The organism is Chryseobacterium sp. ERMR1:04, from assembly GCF_001297705.1.
Lineage (GTDB): Bacteria > Bacteroidota > Bacteroidia > Flavobacteriales > Weeksellaceae > Chryseobacterium.
The window spans coordinates 84993-101290 of record NZ_LIRF01000004.1 but is presented as its reverse complement, the minus strand read 5'-3'; the positions used below and the strand labels follow the sequence as shown (position 1 = coordinate 101290).

The 16298-nt window shown below is 35.2% G+C and carries 14 protein-coding genes; 6 read left to right on the top strand and 8 right to left on the bottom strand.

All coding sequences use genetic code 11. The features are described from left to right. The first annotated feature begins 126 nt into the window (after positions 1-126). The 3 genes from AMQ68_RS25575 to AMQ68_RS07900 are packed head-to-tail and all read left to right on the top strand — an operon-like array spanning position 127 to position 2647. Positions 127-780, top strand: a complete 654-nt coding sequence (locus AMQ68_RS25575) for a hypothetical protein (RefSeq protein ID WP_241775105.1) — start codon at positions 127-129, stop codon at positions 778-780. Then, on the top strand, positions 777-1211 hold the full coding sequence (locus AMQ68_RS25570; protein ID WP_241775104.1) for a hypothetical protein: 435 nt from the start codon (positions 777-779) through the stop codon (positions 1209-1211). The genes AMQ68_RS25575 and AMQ68_RS25570 overlap by 4 nt, the downstream gene beginning before the upstream one ends. Positions 1212-1243: 32 nt before the next feature. Beyond that, a complete protein-coding gene (locus AMQ68_RS07900; protein ID WP_054510113.1) occupies positions 1244-2647 on the top strand; it encodes an OmpP1/FadL family transporter in 1404 nt (467 codons plus the stop codon). A gap of 73 nt (positions 2648-2720) precedes the next feature. Here AMQ68_RS07900 and AMQ68_RS07895 read toward each other — a convergent pair whose 3' ends face one another. The 5 genes from AMQ68_RS07895 to AMQ68_RS07880 all read right to left on the bottom strand — a co-directional run bounded on the left by AMQ68_RS07895 (position 2721) and on the right by AMQ68_RS07880 (position 8946). After that, positions 2721-4373 (bottom strand): RagB/SusD family nutrient uptake outer membrane protein, encoded by a 1653-nt coding sequence (locus tag AMQ68_RS07895; RefSeq protein ID WP_054510112.1) that lies wholly within the window; start codon positions 4371-4373, stop codon positions 2721-2723. 12 nt (positions 4374-4385) lie between these two features. Next, positions 4386-5639, bottom strand: coding sequence for a TonB-dependent receptor (locus AMQ68_RS25565; RefSeq protein ID WP_369678625.1), 1254 nt, complete (start codon positions 5637-5639; stop codon positions 4386-4388). After that, complete coding sequence (locus AMQ68_RS25915; RefSeq protein ID WP_369678624.1) at positions 5534-7129, bottom strand: TonB-dependent receptor plug domain-containing protein; 1596 nt, start codon at positions 7127-7129, stop codon at positions 5534-5536. Before AMQ68_RS25915 ends, AMQ68_RS25565 begins: the two co-directional genes overlap by 106 nt. Positions 7130-7492: 363 nt before the next feature. Next, positions 7493-8218 carry a ZIP family metal transporter gene (locus tag AMQ68_RS07885; protein ID WP_054510564.1) on the bottom strand — a complete coding sequence of 242 codons (726 nt, stop codon included), beginning with the start codon at positions 8216-8218 and terminating at the stop codon, positions 7493-7495. Beyond that, positions 8218-8946: a cyclopropane-fatty-acyl-phospholipid synthase family protein gene (locus tag AMQ68_RS07880; protein ID WP_054510111.1), complete on the bottom strand. Its 729-nt coding sequence runs from the start codon at positions 8944-8946 to the stop codon at positions 8218-8220. The genes AMQ68_RS07885 and AMQ68_RS07880 overlap by 1 nt, the downstream gene beginning before the upstream one ends. Positions 8947-9082: 136 nt before the next feature. On the opposite strand from AMQ68_RS07880, the gene AMQ68_RS07875 reads away from it, so the two are divergent. Next, positions 9083-10246: a class I SAM-dependent RNA methyltransferase gene (locus tag AMQ68_RS07875; protein WP_054510110.1), complete on the top strand. Its 1164-nt coding sequence runs from the start codon at positions 9083-9085 to the stop codon at positions 10244-10246. A gap of 70 nt (positions 10247-10316) precedes the next feature. On the opposite strand, the gene AMQ68_RS07870 is transcribed toward AMQ68_RS07875, so the two are convergent. Continuing rightward, positions 10317-11747 carry a hypothetical protein gene (locus tag AMQ68_RS07870; protein WP_123905647.1) on the bottom strand — a complete coding sequence of 477 codons (1431 nt, stop codon included), beginning with the start codon at positions 11745-11747 and terminating at the stop codon, positions 10317-10319. 525 nt (positions 11748-12272) lie between these two features. Here AMQ68_RS07870 and AMQ68_RS07865 point away from each other — a divergent pair. Next, on the top strand, positions 12273-12683 hold the full coding sequence (locus tag AMQ68_RS07865; RefSeq protein ID WP_054510108.1) for a hypothetical protein: 411 nt from the start codon (positions 12273-12275) through the stop codon (positions 12681-12683). Positions 12684-12692: 9 nt separating this feature from the next. Here the strand turns inward: AMQ68_RS07865 and AMQ68_RS07860 are convergent, their stop codons facing one another. Then, positions 12693-13499 (bottom strand): AraC family transcriptional regulator, encoded by an 807-nt coding sequence (locus AMQ68_RS07860; RefSeq protein ID WP_054510107.1) that lies wholly within the window; start codon positions 13497-13499, stop codon positions 12693-12695. Positions 13500-13541: 42 nt separating this feature from the next. After that, the gene (locus AMQ68_RS07855) at positions 13542-14549 is read right to left on the bottom strand and encodes an SDR family NAD(P)-dependent oxidoreductase (RefSeq protein ID WP_054510106.1); all 1008 of its coding nucleotides are present in this window, start codon (positions 14547-14549) and stop codon (positions 13542-13544) included. Between the two features lie 198 nt (positions 14550-14747). Here AMQ68_RS07855 and AMQ68_RS07850 point away from each other — a divergent pair, with 198 nt between their 5' ends. After that, on the top strand, positions 14748-15752 hold the full coding sequence (locus tag AMQ68_RS07850; protein WP_054510105.1) for a glycosyltransferase family 2 protein: 1005 nt from the start codon (positions 14748-14750) through the stop codon (positions 15750-15752). Positions 15753-16298 lie beyond the last annotated feature (546 nt).

Genomic DNA, 16298 nt, shown 5'->3' with positions numbered 1-16298 from the left:
TAACTTTTCCCTATTATTGTTATCTAAAAAATAAAATCTATTTTTGATAGATTTTATTGTCGATATTTTGGTACATTTTTGGTACCGATTGCAAATATAATTTAAATTAAAAATCTTTACGTTATCATGAAAAGAAATATACATAAAAATTTGCTTGGTATGTTGAAATCTAAAGGGATTTTGGCGGTGTCAGGTGGATTATTGCTTATGTCTTGTGGTGCTCAGATGGGAGGATACACGGAGACAGATGGGGTTTACTATGACCCGAATAAAGATACACTACCTGAAGGCGTTATTATTAATAATGATAACGGTAATAGAGTAGGTGAATATTATGACTATTACCAGGATTCAAATATTGTTCAAAATGCACAGTTGAATTCTCAGGAGCAAAATAATAAGTATGACTCTTGGAGTGATAACAACTGGAGTTCAAATGCAACCGATTCTGATTGGGGTAACTTTGCAGGATCTCAAACCAACTACTATGACAATTCTTGGAATATGTATGGTGGCTATAACCCATATTGGGGATGGAACAGAGGTTGGGGACTTGGCATGTCATTCGGATGGGGTAGCTCATTTGGATGGGGCTGGGGAGGTTCTTGGGGATATAACCCTTGGGGCTTTGGATATGGAGGCTTCTACGATCCTTTCTGGGTGGTGGTGGATACTACGGATACGGTGGATGGTATGGCGGTGGATACTGGGGTAATGGCTATTACAACAGACCTTTATACAGAAGAAGCGGTAGCAATGGAACTAGCTTTAACAGAATGAGTAATGGTTTCGCTCCTAGTAGAGATACTGGTAGAGGAGGTTTCAGAGATAATAACGGATCTGCTATAAGAAATAATACAGGAGGCTTCAGAAACGGAAATGGTAACAACGGAGGTTTCAGAAATGGAAACGGTAATAATGGAGGTTTCAGACAGCAAGGAAGTAATGGAGGTTTCAGAAATGGACAGTCTGGAGGATTTAGAGATAACAGCCAGTCTGGTGGGTTCCGTAACGGAAATTCTCAACCAAGACAAAACTATAATTACAATCAGCAACAATCACAACCTAGATACAGAAATGATGGTGGATTTAGATCTAACGATAACGGAGGATACAGATCTAGCGGAGGTTTCAATTCTGGTGGAGGCGGAGGCTTCAGATCAGGAGGTTCTGGCGGCGGCGGAGGCGGCGGCTTCAGAGGCGGCAGATAAAATATAAAATGTAATAACTATTCAAAAAAATAATGTTAAAAAAATCTTTAGTAATAATGAGTATTTCTGCTGCATTTTTTGCGCAGGCTCAGGATATTTCGATCATAAGAAATTCTATTGATGTATATTCTAACTCTCCAATGGTTGGGTCTTCTAAGTTTAATGCGATGGGAGGTGCTAATGGAGCTTTAGGAGGAGATGCCAATTCTTTATTAACTAACCCTGCAGGGTTAGGTGTTGCCATTGCTGGTGGGGTTTCTGGGACATTGTCGATCATGGGGAATAAAAATACTTCATCATTGGCAGGTTCTTCTGCAAGTTATAGCAATACAAAAGGAGATATTGGAAACGTTGGTGGGGTGATGACTTTTCAATTGCTGACATCTAGTGCATGGAAGTTTATTAATGTAGGGGTGAATTTCTCTAACCAGTCACTTGATAACTATGTTGAAAGCCCGGGGAACAGCAATATCATTTATGATTTCCCTAATAGTACTAATTCATCATCATATGACAGGCATGCTTATAACAGATACGGAAACTTATCTAAAACGAGTTTTGGGGTAGGTGCCAATTATAACCACAGTCTTTATATTGGTGCAGGTTTGAATTTCTTAAATGCATCACTTGATCAGTCGGATACGGCTTCTTTTAGATCGCTTAACAGTAATTCAACAGAACTTTTCAGTAAGAATGGAACGCCTTATTATGAAAGATCTAATGGTTTTTCAGCTTCCCTTGGGGTAATAGGAAAACTAGGTCCTAATTTCAGATTAGGGGCATCTGTAGAAACGCCAACTTTCTGGAATATAGATAAAAGTTACAATTTCTATAATGATCCTAAATATGGAGATGATGTAGGATTTGAAAGTAATAAATTTAGATCGCCTCTTAAGGCAACGGTGAGTGCTGCGTTTGTAGCAACTAAGAATTTCTCAATAGATGTAGATTATACATTGGGTTTAACAAAGCCTAAATATAAAGTCTATACTCAGACAGAAGTAGATATCAATAATTTCTTTAAAGATAATTCTAAGAACTTATCAGAGCTAAGAGTAGGAGCGGAGTATAGAGTAAAACAAGTGAGATTAAGAGGTGGATATTCTTACGCTTCAAGTCCGTTTGATGCATTAACGATCGGTAGATTTACAGATGCAGGTACTCAGGACGAAAGATCATATGACAACCTTATTCTTAACAATAGAAATGCATTGTCATTCGGTATTGGATATGATTTCAAATCATTCTATATTGATGCAGCGTATCAAAATATAACATCTAAATACAGCAATCCTTTTATGTTTGGGGTATTGGATGATTCTACTAATTCTGCGTATTATTCAGCGAATAGAACCATAACAAGTGATTCTTTCATTGTTTCAGATGTGAAGAATATTAGAAATAACTTCTTCCTTACATTTGGATGGAAATTTTAATTTCCTCCAGCGTATGTAATGAGTGATTAAATTGAGGCTCCGAATCTAATGATTCGGAGCTTTTTTATTTTTATTAATCAGGGTTTTGAATCAAATTGGGTTGAATTTGAATCTGTTGCTCCGGAATGTATTCTATGATTCTGTTGTGGGTGTAAGGTATGGTGTAAAACGGATTGTTTCCATTTAAATGAGAACCTGGATATTCTCTGTTCAGATTTAATTTATTTCTAAATATATCATATTTTCTGTGCGCTTCAAAGGCTAGTTCCAATCTTCTTTCCTGAAGAACAATATCTAAAATTGTTTGTCCTGCAGGAAGTGAAGCGTATGTTGGGATTCCTGCTCTTGTTCTGATGGTGTTTACATCGGTTAATGCAGAAGTTGTGATTCCTTTTTTGGCATAAGCTTCAGCTCTGTTCAAATAAATTTCCGCTAATCTTACCACAACCGGTGACCATAATTGGGCAACTCCTTCCTGTAGTGAACATTTTAGAACAAAGAACTTAGGGTATCCTTGTCTTTTATCGATGTCATTGTCTAACGTAACATAAGTTTTTTCACCGTTTGAATTTGTAAAATAGTAACTCGTTTTATTAGGCTGAATTTCGGAGTATACTTGATAATTAACATTACTCATTGTAAAATAAGTGTTTCCACTTTGCTGAAATGTTTTTTGAAATTTATATTCGTAAGCAACTTGCCCTGATGCATTGGTGCCTTTTTGTACCCAATACGCAGCGGGGCTTAATGGACTGTCGTATTTCGGAGAAATAAATTTCAACCTTGCGTCCTGAGGATTTTTGTTGATCAGATCTAAATAAGAAGAAGAGGCAAACATTTCTCCCCAACCTACGCCTTGGATATTAGAATACATGCTTCCTATGGTGCCCCAACCATCACTGTAATCGCCATCTTTATTGTATTTAAATGCAAGAATAGTTTCGGTATTGTTTTCTGGTGTTTTTGTTGCATAAGAAGGAAGCTCAGCATTAGATAACATCGTATATTTTCCGGAATTGATTACTTTATCAGCATATTCAATGGCCTTATCGTTGTTTTCCATGTACAGGTATACTCGGGAGAACAGTGCTTGAGCAGCTTCTTTTGAGGCGTAAATATTTTTCTTATTAAGCGTCATCAATTGTTCTGCTTTTTTTAAGTCATTAATAACCTGATCATAAATTGCTCCTACAGTAGCTCTTGGAGGTAACTCATTTACATCATCAGAGGTTTTTAAGGGAACTCCCAGATTACCTGTTCCCTGATTGTAGGGTCTGCCAAATACATTCACTAAAGAGAAGTATACATAGGCTCTTAGGAAATAATTTTCACCAATCAATTGATCTGTATCTGCATCTTTTCCTTCGGGAAACTTAGAGATCGCTCTATTACAGCCTATAATGGTTTTATATCCGTCATTCCAGATGTCATTGGTTTTTGTATTCGTTTTAATGCTTTGGTAATTATAATAAAAGAAAAACGGGTCTGTTGTTACCCCACTAATATTGATGTTGTCTCCGCTGTACTCGCCAACTCTATATGTATTGTTAGCAAAGCCTTCTCCTTTAGCATTGCCTTTCAGAATTGCATAATTTCCCAAGGTGATGGTTTTTAGTCCTGTCGGGTCTGTTAATATCTCCTGAGATTCCTTAGAGTCAAATGGAGATCGGTCTATGTTGCATGAAACTAATGCTAATGCTATGAAGGGTATAAATATTTTTTTCATGATGTTTAAATTTTAAAAAGAGAAACTAAAGCCTAAAGAAAATCTTCTTGGAATTGGGTAGATTGCTCCTGCGTTGCCGGAATATGTAGATTGGCCATCTGAAGGTCCAACTTCCGGATCAACCCCTGAAAATTTGGTAATTGTGAATAGGTTTTCACCCATTATGTAAATACTTGCAGATTTAATTTTGATCTTTTCGGTTAAAGAGGTAGGGAAATTGTATCCGAATCTTATGGATCTTAATTTAATATAGCTGGCATCTTCTAGGTATCTAGAGGATGGTTTGTTGGCTAGATCATTATTGTTGTAGGCTCCTGCCGGATGTGTCGCTATATCTCCAGGTTTTTCCCATCTTTTCCAACCGTTTTGCATGACCATTTGGTTGTAATAAGGGTAAGCGCCATCAGAATCAAACAGTTCTCTATAATAATTGTATATGTATCCTCCTTGTGAGAAATATACACTAGCGTTGAAGTAAAAGTTTTTTATATTAAGATTGGTATTAAAAGATCCGTAATAATCAGGGGTGGTATTGCCAACGACTTGTACTGTGGCTTCGTTGTATTTTGAGGTTAAGCTTTTGCTTCCATCAGCATTCAAAACTTCCCACTGTCCTTGGCCGTTATCAGGATTTACGCCCATCCATTTTCTCATGTAGAATGAGGTAACATCATAACCTGGTATTGCTGCCTGTTTATTTTCTAATTGTTGAATGCTGTTGTTTCTGGTAGAAAGAACTACGTTTTTATAGGTACTGATATTAAATCCTAGATCCCAGGATATATTTTCAGATTTGATAACCGTGTAATTGAAATTAAATTCCCAACCTTTGTTCTGTACGTCTCCAATGTTTAGATATTGTTTGTCGACTCCTGTTAATGAAGATAATTTAACCAAGGCTAATAGGTTTTTAGTCTTGTTGCTAAAGTAGTCAACATTTAAGGTCAATCTGTTATTAAATGCTTTGATATCGGTACCAATATTATTTTGATAAATAGATTCCCATGTCAGATCCGGATTTCCTAATTGGTACCATGTTCCCCCGATTTGTCCGTCATATACTTGTGTTAAAGCGTATAAATCCTGCCATCCGTATTCTGGTTTTGGAGTATTTCCTACCAAGCCTCTGCTGCCTCTTAATTTCCATTCATTGATTGCTTTTACATTGAAAAATTTTTCTTTATGAATATTCCATCCTGCGCTGTAAGAATAAAAGAGCCCGTTTCTTTTGTCTTTACCAAATGCTGAAGAAGATTCGCTGCGCAAAGATCCCTGTACAAAGTATTTTTTATCATAAATATATTCTGCATTGAATAAAAGGGCATTGTAGGCTCTTTCATTTTTTTTCCTACTGGTTTTTCTCCTGATGTGGCGCCCGTATCAAAAATATCTGTTCCGGGAACTACGCCATATACACCTGCTATGGTTTTTTTATAAAACCGGTCTGTGTATTCATAGGCTGCCAGAGCGTTTACGCTATGAATACCAAAGTCTTTATCAAACCTCAGCATTTGATTGAAGAATTTGCTAATATCTTTTTCGTATGTTTCTGTTAATCCCCCTTTAATGCTTGTTCCAGCTACTGACCTTGGATCAGTATATTTCATCTTGTCGTAGTTTTTATAAGTAACATTATTGGTGGTGACAAATTTTAAATAATCGGTTAATTTGATTTCTGCATCTAAATTTCCTATTAAGTCTAACTGATTACTTTTGCCATAATTCCATTGTAAATCGTATAAGTAGTTATTTTGATCTCTTCCATACCACTTTCCGGCGTAAGTATTCGGGTTGATTAAATTGCCCTCGGGATCTCTTGGGTTGTCCCACGGTAAGTTGATATACATGCTGGAAAGATCTCCTTGTTGGTCTTTTATTGCGGTATAGGATAAACTCACTTTAGGTTTAATAGTTAACCACGATTTTATTTTTTGTTCATGGTTGATTCTGAATGAAAATCGGTTGAAATCTTTACTTTTTACGGTTCCGCTTTCGTTATAGTAATTCCCTGAAATATAGGTTTTAGAATTTTCAGAACCCCCTCTGAAGTCTATGGTGTAATTTTGTACAACGCCTGTTTGTGTGCCATTTTTAAGCCAGTTGTAACCATCATTTCGAAGTTCTTTTGGTACAGTAGGTGCGTTTTTTAAGGAGGTGAAGTAATCATAGAACTGGGTTCCATCCATGAGTTTGAAACGACCGTTATTAAAAGTATTAAAGGAATTATTTAATGAAATGTTCAACGTTCCTTTTCCGGAATATCCAGATTTTGTGAATACCTGAACGATACCATTTGCACCTCTTGATCCATATAATGCGGTTGAGGTGGCGTCTTTCAATATATTAATACTTTCAATTTGATTGGGATCTAAATTGGGAGTTCCTTCCATGATTGCACCGTCTACTACCCATAAAGCCTGAGTAGGGCCATTGATTGTAGAAGTTCCTCTTATTTTTACGGTAGCTGTAGATCCTGGAGAGCCACCCTCTAGGCTAATTTGAGCTCCTGCCGCTTTCCCTTGTAGCATACTTGAGACGTCGGAAGTGCTTTCATCTTTTAGCTTTTTATCGGAAATTGTGGAAACTGCTGCGGTAAGACTTGATTTTTTTTGAGCTTTATAACCGATAATAACTACATCTTCAATTTCTTTTTCTCTTAACGTATCTTTGTTTTTTCCGGTTTGTGCCGATATAAAGCCGGACATTAAAAAAAAGCACACTCCTGCTTTCTTTAATTTTTCGAATTTGTTTTTCATACATCTGCTATTTGTGATTGCTAATGTACAAAAAATGATAAATATTTATTGTTTTTATCTTAAATTGTGTTAAATATTTGAATTATAAATATTTTTTAAGATTTAATATTTGTTAATTATTAAATATAACGGTAAAATAAATGCTTTTTAATAAATAATTAAATTGAATTTTAACTTATTTCTTTTTTAGGGTGAATGTTTTTTTTAATGAAAAATAATTAGAAAAATATTGAGAGCATTCAGAAAGGAGAACTGAAAATTATAGGATGAAATAAATAAAAAATAGCCATTTGGTGAAAATGGCTATTGATATTTCGATTACTATATGTTGCTCTTTTTATAATTAATTAAAAAAGATCATTTTTAATGATGATGCCCCACATGCTCATGATTATGGAAAAGATGCATAATTAAGGCTAAAGAAACCCCTAAAATAACGAGTCCTATTTTTACCCAATCAATATTGTGGTTTTTGTTGCTTTCAAAAATAATCACGGAAGAGATATGTAGGAAAATTCCCCCTACGATTGCCAAGAAATAAGGCTGCAGATCCGGATTAAAATAATTTCCTAATAACATTCCGAAAGGAGATGCTAAAGCAAACAAGGCTACAATAAGCATGGACGGATAAGATGAGCTTTTAGATCCTTCTTTCCTGTTAAATAAAAATGCTCCCAAAATAAATGAGATCGGAAGGTTGTGAAATAAAATTCCCAACAGATAAGGAGAAAGTGAATGCTCTTCATTGGCTAAAGGAATTCCTTCAATAAATGCATGAACGAAAAGCCCGACCATTAACGCCACAGGAAGAATATTATGCTCACTGTGATGATGAACGTGTCCGTGTTCAAAACCTTTCGTTAAAGCTTCCAGTATCATTTGTAAAAGGACTCCTGCAATAACAAATATTCCCAAATTACTACTTCCTTCAACAGCGTATACTTGAGGGAAAACTTCATTTAAACAAATCGTAATCAGGAAACCTGCGCTTAAAACCAATAAATTTTTTGCTAATTTTTCTTTTTTGCCAAAATGCTTTCCAAGAAAAACCCCTGCAATTACACTTAAAATCAGTAAAATAACGGTTATCATGCTTTTTTCTTAAATAAATTGATGCAACGAGTAGATCCTTCTTTGTTAAAATCGTTCAATTGATAATCTCCCCAGATCTTAACTCTTTCAAAACCGCATTCCGTTGCGTAAGAATTAATAGCGTCTAGGGTGTGAAGTTTTACTTTTTCGAAGAAATGAAACGGTTTTCCGTCTGCTTCAAACTGAATATCTTTAACAATATGTCTTCCTTCGATTTTTTTACAGATCTTAAAATCAATATCGCCACGGGTAATGATCGATTCAGGAACGATGTTTTTTCTTACATATTCTTCATTCAGATAATCCAACACAAAATATCCTCCAGGTTTTAAAACATTATAAACCGATTGGAATACATTTTTATCATCTTTTTCATTATCAAAATATCCAAAACTTGTAAATAAATTGAAAACGGCGTCCATAGGATCTGCATCGATAGGATTTCTCATATCGTGAACATCAAAAAGTAAAGTTTGATTTTCAAATTGTTTATCAAATTCTATACTCTGTCTGGAGAGGTCAAGACCCAACACATCATAGCCTAATTTATTAAGGAAAACCGAGTGTCTTCCCTTTCCACAAGCGAGATCAATGATCTTCGAAGAAGGGGGTAACTGAAGCTCCGCAGTAAGCTTTGTTATAAAGTTTTCTGCCTCAGTATAATCTCTATTACTGTAAAGCAAATGATAATAAGGTGTATCAAACCAAGATTCAAACCATTCCATAATGCAAAAATAACTAAATTTGTGGTCTTAAAAGAAATGTATTTAAATATTGAAGGATTGAAAATTTCAATAAATAGTAAAATTGAAGGCTTAATCTTTTCGTTTTTAAATCATTAAATCTTTTAATGATAAAATTATGGATATAGAAAATCTAAAGATTCAGATCAAGACATTCTTCGGTCTGGAGCCGATCTTGGCGGAAGAGATCAAAAAATTAGGTGGGCGTAATGTCGAAATTAAAAATCGTGCAGTAAATTGTGAAGGAGATTTGGGTTTCCTTTATAAAATTAATTATTCTTCGAGAACGGCTTTAAAAATTTTAGTTCCTATTTTGGAATTCAAAGCTTTTAATCAGCATCAGTTCTACGATAAATTGTTTAAAGTAGATTGGGAGCAGTTCATGGATGTAGATCAGTCTTTTGCGATTGACTCAACGGTGAATTCTGATACTTTTAAACATTCACAGTTTGTAACCTTGAAAATGAAAGACGCTATTGTTGATTATTTTCAGGAGAAAGTAAAAAAGCGTCCGAATGTAGAAGCAAAAAGTCCGGAAATTAAGTTTCACCTTCATATCGACAGAGAATTGGTGACCATTTCTTTGGATTCTTCGGGAGATGCTTTATTCAAAAGAGGGTACAGAAAAGAGCAGGGTGAAGCTCCGATCAATGAAGTATTGGCAAGCGGAATGTTGCAGCTAGCAGGTTGGGACGGAAAAGGAAACTTCCTTGACCCAATGTGTGGTTCGGGAACCCTTTTAATAGAAGCAGCAATGATCGCACTAGATCTTCCTGCGCAGATCTTTAGAAAAAGATTTGCTTTCCAGAACTGGCAAAATTATGATTCTGAATTATTTGCAAGAATTAAAGAAGTTAGAATCGGTAGAATTAAAGAATTTACAGGTAAAATTGTAGGTTACGATATCGATGGAAGAATGCTTAGCGCTGCAATAACCAATATTGAAGCTGCAGAAATGGAAGATATCATTGAAGTGAAAAGACAGGATTTCTTTGATACTAAAAAAGAACTTTTCCCATTATTGATGGTGTTTAATCCACCTTATGATGAGCGAATTTCTATTAATGATGATGATTTCTACAAGAAAATAGGGGATACCTTCAAAACGCATTATCCTAATACATTGGCTTGGTTGATTTCTTCGGATTTAGAAGCAGTGAAAAAAATTGGTCTTCGTCCTTCAAGAAAGATCAAACTTTTCAACGGAAAACTGGAAACCAGATTCTTACAGTACGAAATGTACGAGGGAACCAAAAAGATCCATAAACTTGAGAATAAGTAAACAATATTACAATAAAACCTTCCACAACTGGAAGGTTTTATTTTTTGTTCTAGATAGATGATTGAAAAAATTAATTTCCTAACCTGAATATTAATAGCTGAGTAGATAAATTTCTTAATTCCATCCCGGGACCAGAGCAGTTTCCGGATTGGCCTCTGCCTAAATAAATTTGCCAGGTTTTATTAGCAGGAATTGTTGTTGCATAGGTTATGGTTCCTCCATGGTTGGAGCTTCCTCCAATAGCATGCGAAGCAGTATTGTGGATTCTTGTACTGGTTGAATTAAGGGGGAAATCTATGAAATATGAGCTGATGTTACAATTCGCTGCATCATGAGTAGCCTCATATACAAAGGTAATTTGATAAGTTCCTGCAGGAAAGGTAATGGTACTTGTAGCCTGATTATAAGATAAGCCTGGAATAGCATTTTTTATCAGCGTCATAGGAATTGTCTGGCTTACGCCAGCCCCTGCACTTGAAAGAAAATTAGTTTGAAGTGTTTCTAATCTAAAAATGGTGGGTGTTGGTATAGATAACGAACCTAGAGAACCTATCTTTTTTATGATTCCGGTATTATCCAAAACCATAATATCATCTGTTGCGCTATTACCCATCGTTATTCCTTCCATACGTACGGGATTGGTTCCTGTAATATGGAGTTTGTTCGTAGGAGTTGATGTTCCTATTCCAACACTGCCATCCGGCTTAATCCTGATGCGTTCTACATAATTTCCGCCGGTAGAATTTCCAACAAAAAAGTCTTCTTCATTTCCATTGGTAAGGGTAGCTCCGGAGCGGATAGATCCTATTCCCCAGTTGGCACCTCCTGCGGTGGGACCATTGTTGGCAAATCCTATCAAAGAACGATTTCCGGTAGCTAATGATGAGGTATTTCTAAATCCTGTAATGACATTATCCAGAGTCCCCTCAGGAGCATCAAATAAATTAAATTTACCAGCTGATGCTGTAGAAGCTACTACATGAAGTTTATTGGAAGGTGATGCAGTTCCTATACCCACTTTGTCATCGGCTGCACTTACAGAGAAAGTGTTTCCGTCTACAGAAAAAGCATTTACTGCAGTTCCTGTGAAGGCTAATGTATGAGCTCCTTGGGTGACAATTCTGTTTGTAGTAAGTGTGCCATCTGAGTTGTAAATATTATTATCTGGGACGGTTGCAGTTGATGGGTTTAGTTTTGCCCAGTTCGTACCATTGTAGTAATAATAGCCTACATCATCTACATTGACGGTTAACCCGGTTTGTGTACCTGTAGCAATACTGTTTACATAGATAAGAGTGGAGGTTTCTATATTGGTCATAGATTGGGCACGCTCTCGGTCAACTCTTGGAATAAGGATGCCTTCTGCTGATGAGCTTGTGCCTGTCGCGCTTTTAGCTGTAATATCTAGGGTCGTTTTTGGGTTTGCAGTGTTAATTCCAACTTGAGAATACAGGAGGGGTGAAGTTATCAGTGCGAATATACTTAGGTAATTTTTTTTCATTTTCTTAGGTTTGTTGTTAAAATTTTTGTTTCCTTGTGTGTTTAGAATCTCAAAAAGTACCGGCACTTTTTATTCGTTTCAATTTCGAAGCGCAAATGTATTCTGGATAATCGAATTATTAATTACTACACAGATACTTCGTACATGAGTAGCAGTAGATTACTTATTATATTAAGTATAAATGCAGTATTGTTAGGTATATTATTAATTGTAATTACGTTAATTGTGATAAAATTTTAAAGGGAATTGCATAGTATTTTTGCAGTGTATTATCCTATTATAATCGGTTGCCTGATTTCTTTGAACTAAGAATTGGTCAATACAATTGGTATTTATTGATTAAGAAAGATCAAACTTTTCAACGAAAAACTAGAAATCAGATTTTTACAATACGAAATGTGCGAGGGAACCAAAAAGGTTGATAAACTTGAGAATAAGTAAACATTATTTTACGATAAAACCTTCCACAGCTGAAAGGTTTTAGTTTTGAAAATTCTATTTTTGTTTAAAATGTAAAACGAATGTATGTCTTGGAATATTCTTGATGCGGTAGGGCTTGTGTTTGAAGCTTTAGATCTTTTGGGTAGCGGTTCATCTAAAACTGAAAGCCTTAATTATAATGAATCTACAAAATCATCAAAACGCAAAGAGTCCAAATATTTTGTGGAATGGGTGAGTACTAGTTTTGTATTGATAAGTTGTGTTCTGCTATTTATCGTTTTTAAAGATCCTTTATTGGTTGACAGCTTCTTTCAAACTGTATGTATTGCCATTTTGATTGGCTTTGTCATTGCATTTATTTGCTGCTTTGCGCTCTATATTGTAGAGTTTTTCTACTTCAAAAGTTTCTTTTCAATGTTGTTCTTCTGTACTTCTATGATTGTATTGGGGACGGCTTCTGTTTTATGTTTGTATTTTAGGGCAGGACTGTTTTAATGAATTAATTTATTTCAAAGCAGACGGTGCACATCCAAATTGCTTTTTAAAAGCATAAGAAAAATGTGATAAATCCTCAAACCCTACTTCCAGAAAAACGTCTGATGGTTTTTTATTCTTTTCGGTTAAATGATAATAGGCCAGTTCCAGACGTTTGTGGGTAAGCCAGCGCTGAGGTGTTGCTTTAAATATCTTTCTGAAATCCCGATTAAAGGTTGAGAGACTTCTTCCTGTGAGATAACCAAACCTTTCCAATGACATATTAAACATATAATTCTTTTCCATGAAGTTGGTTAGATTAATCTTTCCGGGTTCTTCAAAATTAGCTAATAATGAATCTGTATTTTTATCAATAATTCTTAAAATACTGATCGCTTCCGTGATCTTTAATGAGGCTATATTTTCAGGGAAGTTTTCTTTTACATCAAAATAAGGAATTAAGGAAGCCAGGCAGCTTTCAAGTAAAGGATGCTTATCAAAACTGAAAATTTTAGAATCTTCCTTGTTAAGGTTTTGAGGGAAATGGATGGTAGAGTAGAACTCTTTTAATCGTTCAGTCGTAAGATGCATGACTACGGCTTTGTGTGGAAGTCCGGCTTTTGGATAATTGATGATAGTTGCCAATGTATTTCTTGGAATAAGAAAAATATCACCAGCTTTAAAAACATAAACCTGGTCAGCCTGAATGATTTTAGTTTCACCGGAAATAAACCACACCAGCATGTGAAATTCAAAAACGGTTTCTGTTTTAAAAAGCTTGTCCTCATACGAGGAAAGCTTAATGTCTGGTGTGATATATTGTATATGGAAATCCATTGTGGTTAATTTCTAATGACAAAATTATTTATTTAAGACAGATTATTCTACATCAAATTGTATTCCCAGCATTTCTTCGCTCAATTTCCATAAACGCTCAGCATTTTCTTTGTTTATGGAATAGGGTTGAACGCCTCGTATAGTTGATGGATTGTCATATCTGTGCTCAATTTGACCTAAATCAATTTCTGCAATATCGCAATTTTCACAATAAACTCCACCCAAATTTTCAAGCAAAGGGCTGGTTGCACACCAGATTGTAGTGGCTGCACCTTGAGGAACTGTTTTTAATTTGGCTTCAACTTCAGGTTTTATTGTTCCCGTTTCATCATGAGTTCCCATTTGGATGTACAGATCAATTGGTTCATCTCTTCCAAGATCGGTTCCGTACACAGAACCTGGATGTAGAGAATAGGCTCGTACATTAAATTCTTTTGCTCTTTTGTCTAATTCCACAGCAAAAAGATTACACGCGGTTTTTGATTGTCCGTACCCCAAAAGGGTTTGATATTCTCTTTTCTCAAAATTAGGATCTTCAAAATTAAAAGGCGACATCTGATGGCCAAAAGATGAAACATTAATTACTCTTGCTCCGTCTGCCTTTTTAAGAGCAGGCCATAATTTGAAAGTAAGGTGAAATTGACCTAAATAATTAACTGCCAGTTGAGATTCAATTCCTCTGCTGTCTCTTTGTAGTGGAACCCACATGATACCTGCATTATTGATCAATAAATCAAGCGGTCTGCCTGAGGTAAGAAATTTTTCGGCAAAATTTTCAATAGATTCCGGATTCATCAGATCTAATTTTTCTAATTCAATATTAGAAATTCCTGCTAGGTTTTTCTCTGCTTTTTCGAGGTCTCTTACGGGAATGATTACTTTTGCTCCTGCAGAAACCAATATTCTTGTAGTTTCTAAGCCAATTCCTGCATAACCTCCGGTTACGATTGCAATTTTTCCTGAAAAATCAATTCCTTTAATAACTTCCTGCGCAGTTGATTCTGCATCAAAGCCCGAATTGATAGGTTGTTGTACTGTTGTAGGTTTCATTTTTAAATGTTTTAGTTTGTTGAGACAAAATTAGAGCGTAAAATCGTGGATGAATTTGTTTACAATGCCAAATAGTTTTGTTTAAAATGTCATTTTTGAAAGAATGATTAGCCAAGATATTTTTATAATTAAATCATAATGTCGGGTAAAGAGTTTGCGAGTTCCTTCATGAATAATTAATTTTGAAAAATTTTCAATTTGAAACCTACAATTTCCATCGTCGTTGCTATTTTTAACCGAAAAGATGAACTTTTTGAGTTATTAAATTCTCTTACTCAACAAACAGATAAAGATTTTGAGATCATTATCGTGGATGATGGTTCTTTTATGGATCTTAAGCCAACCATTAAAAACTTTGAAGAAATATTGGATCTTAAGTATTTCCGAAAAGATAATTCCGGACCTGGTTTATCAAGAAATTATGGCGCAAAAAGAGCAGAAAATGAATGGCTTGTTTTTGTAGATAGCGATGTGATTGTAGAGAAAGATTATATTGAGAATATTAAAAAGGATATTGTAGAAATTCCATGTGACGCTTTTGGTGGAGCAGATAAAGCGCATAAAGGCTTTAATTTAATGCAGAAAGCCATCTCATATTCCATGACCTCTGTTTTTACGACGGGTGGAATTAGAGGAAATAAAAAAGCGGTTTCAAAATTTCAGCCACGAAGTTTCAACATGGGGGTAAAGAAAGAAGTTTTTGAAAAAGTAGGTGGATTTTCTGAAATGCGAATCGGTGAAGATCCAGACTTGTCGATGACCCTTTGGGAGAATGGATTTACCACTGCTTTTTTTGATACGATTGCTGTATATCACAAGCGTAGAGTAGATTTTGGTAAATTTTCAAAGCAAGTGTATCAGTTTGGCTGTGCCAGACCGATTCTTAATCAAAGACATCCGAACTATGTGAAAATTTCGTTTGCCTTTCCCACTTTATTTATGTTGGGTTATATTTTGGGGTTCATTGAATATTTTTTACTTGGAAGAGGAATTATTCTGGCATTTTATGGATTATATACAGTGATGGTGCTTTTCCATGCTTTAATAGTGACTAAAAATATCAGTATTGCCGGAATGGCGGTTATTTCAACCTACATTCAGATGTTTTCCTACGGATATGGATTTTTAAAATCTTGGGTTTTATTAAATATTTTGAGAATGAAACCGGAAGATGCTTTCCCTAAGCATTTTCATAAGAAGTAATTTGTTCGGGAGCTATTTGGCTTTGTTGAATTATCGTTTTATTCTTATTTTTTGAAGCTATTTCCAGCTTTCCGTTACAATCTTTTTTTCAAAAAAGGATTTTCTCTTCAATCTGGGCTAGGGTTGTGGTCGTTCTTATTAGATTATCATCTTCACTATAAATTTTGTCCTTGATTATATGTCAAATCTAAACCTAACAGGTTTCAAAAACCTGTTAGGTTTGCTCTAACTTAAAAAAATAACCTAGAACATCTGAGTTAGGTATTTGTCGCCTTTTTACATTTCCGTCATCATCTCAACGGTCAGTTTGTCATTCTGAAAGAATCTATACATCGTTTTAAAATTGCGTTGTTGAGATCCTTACAGGATGACAAATGTTATGGATAAAATATGAGATGAAAATAGATTCTTCACTGCGCTTTGCTTTGTTCAGAATGACAGATTCGCTTTAAGATCTTAGCTGAGTGAATAGCCATTGCCAACAAAAAATATACGGAATCATTTTAAAATAAACGTTGCGAACATTGCGTTAAAAAAGAAAAACAT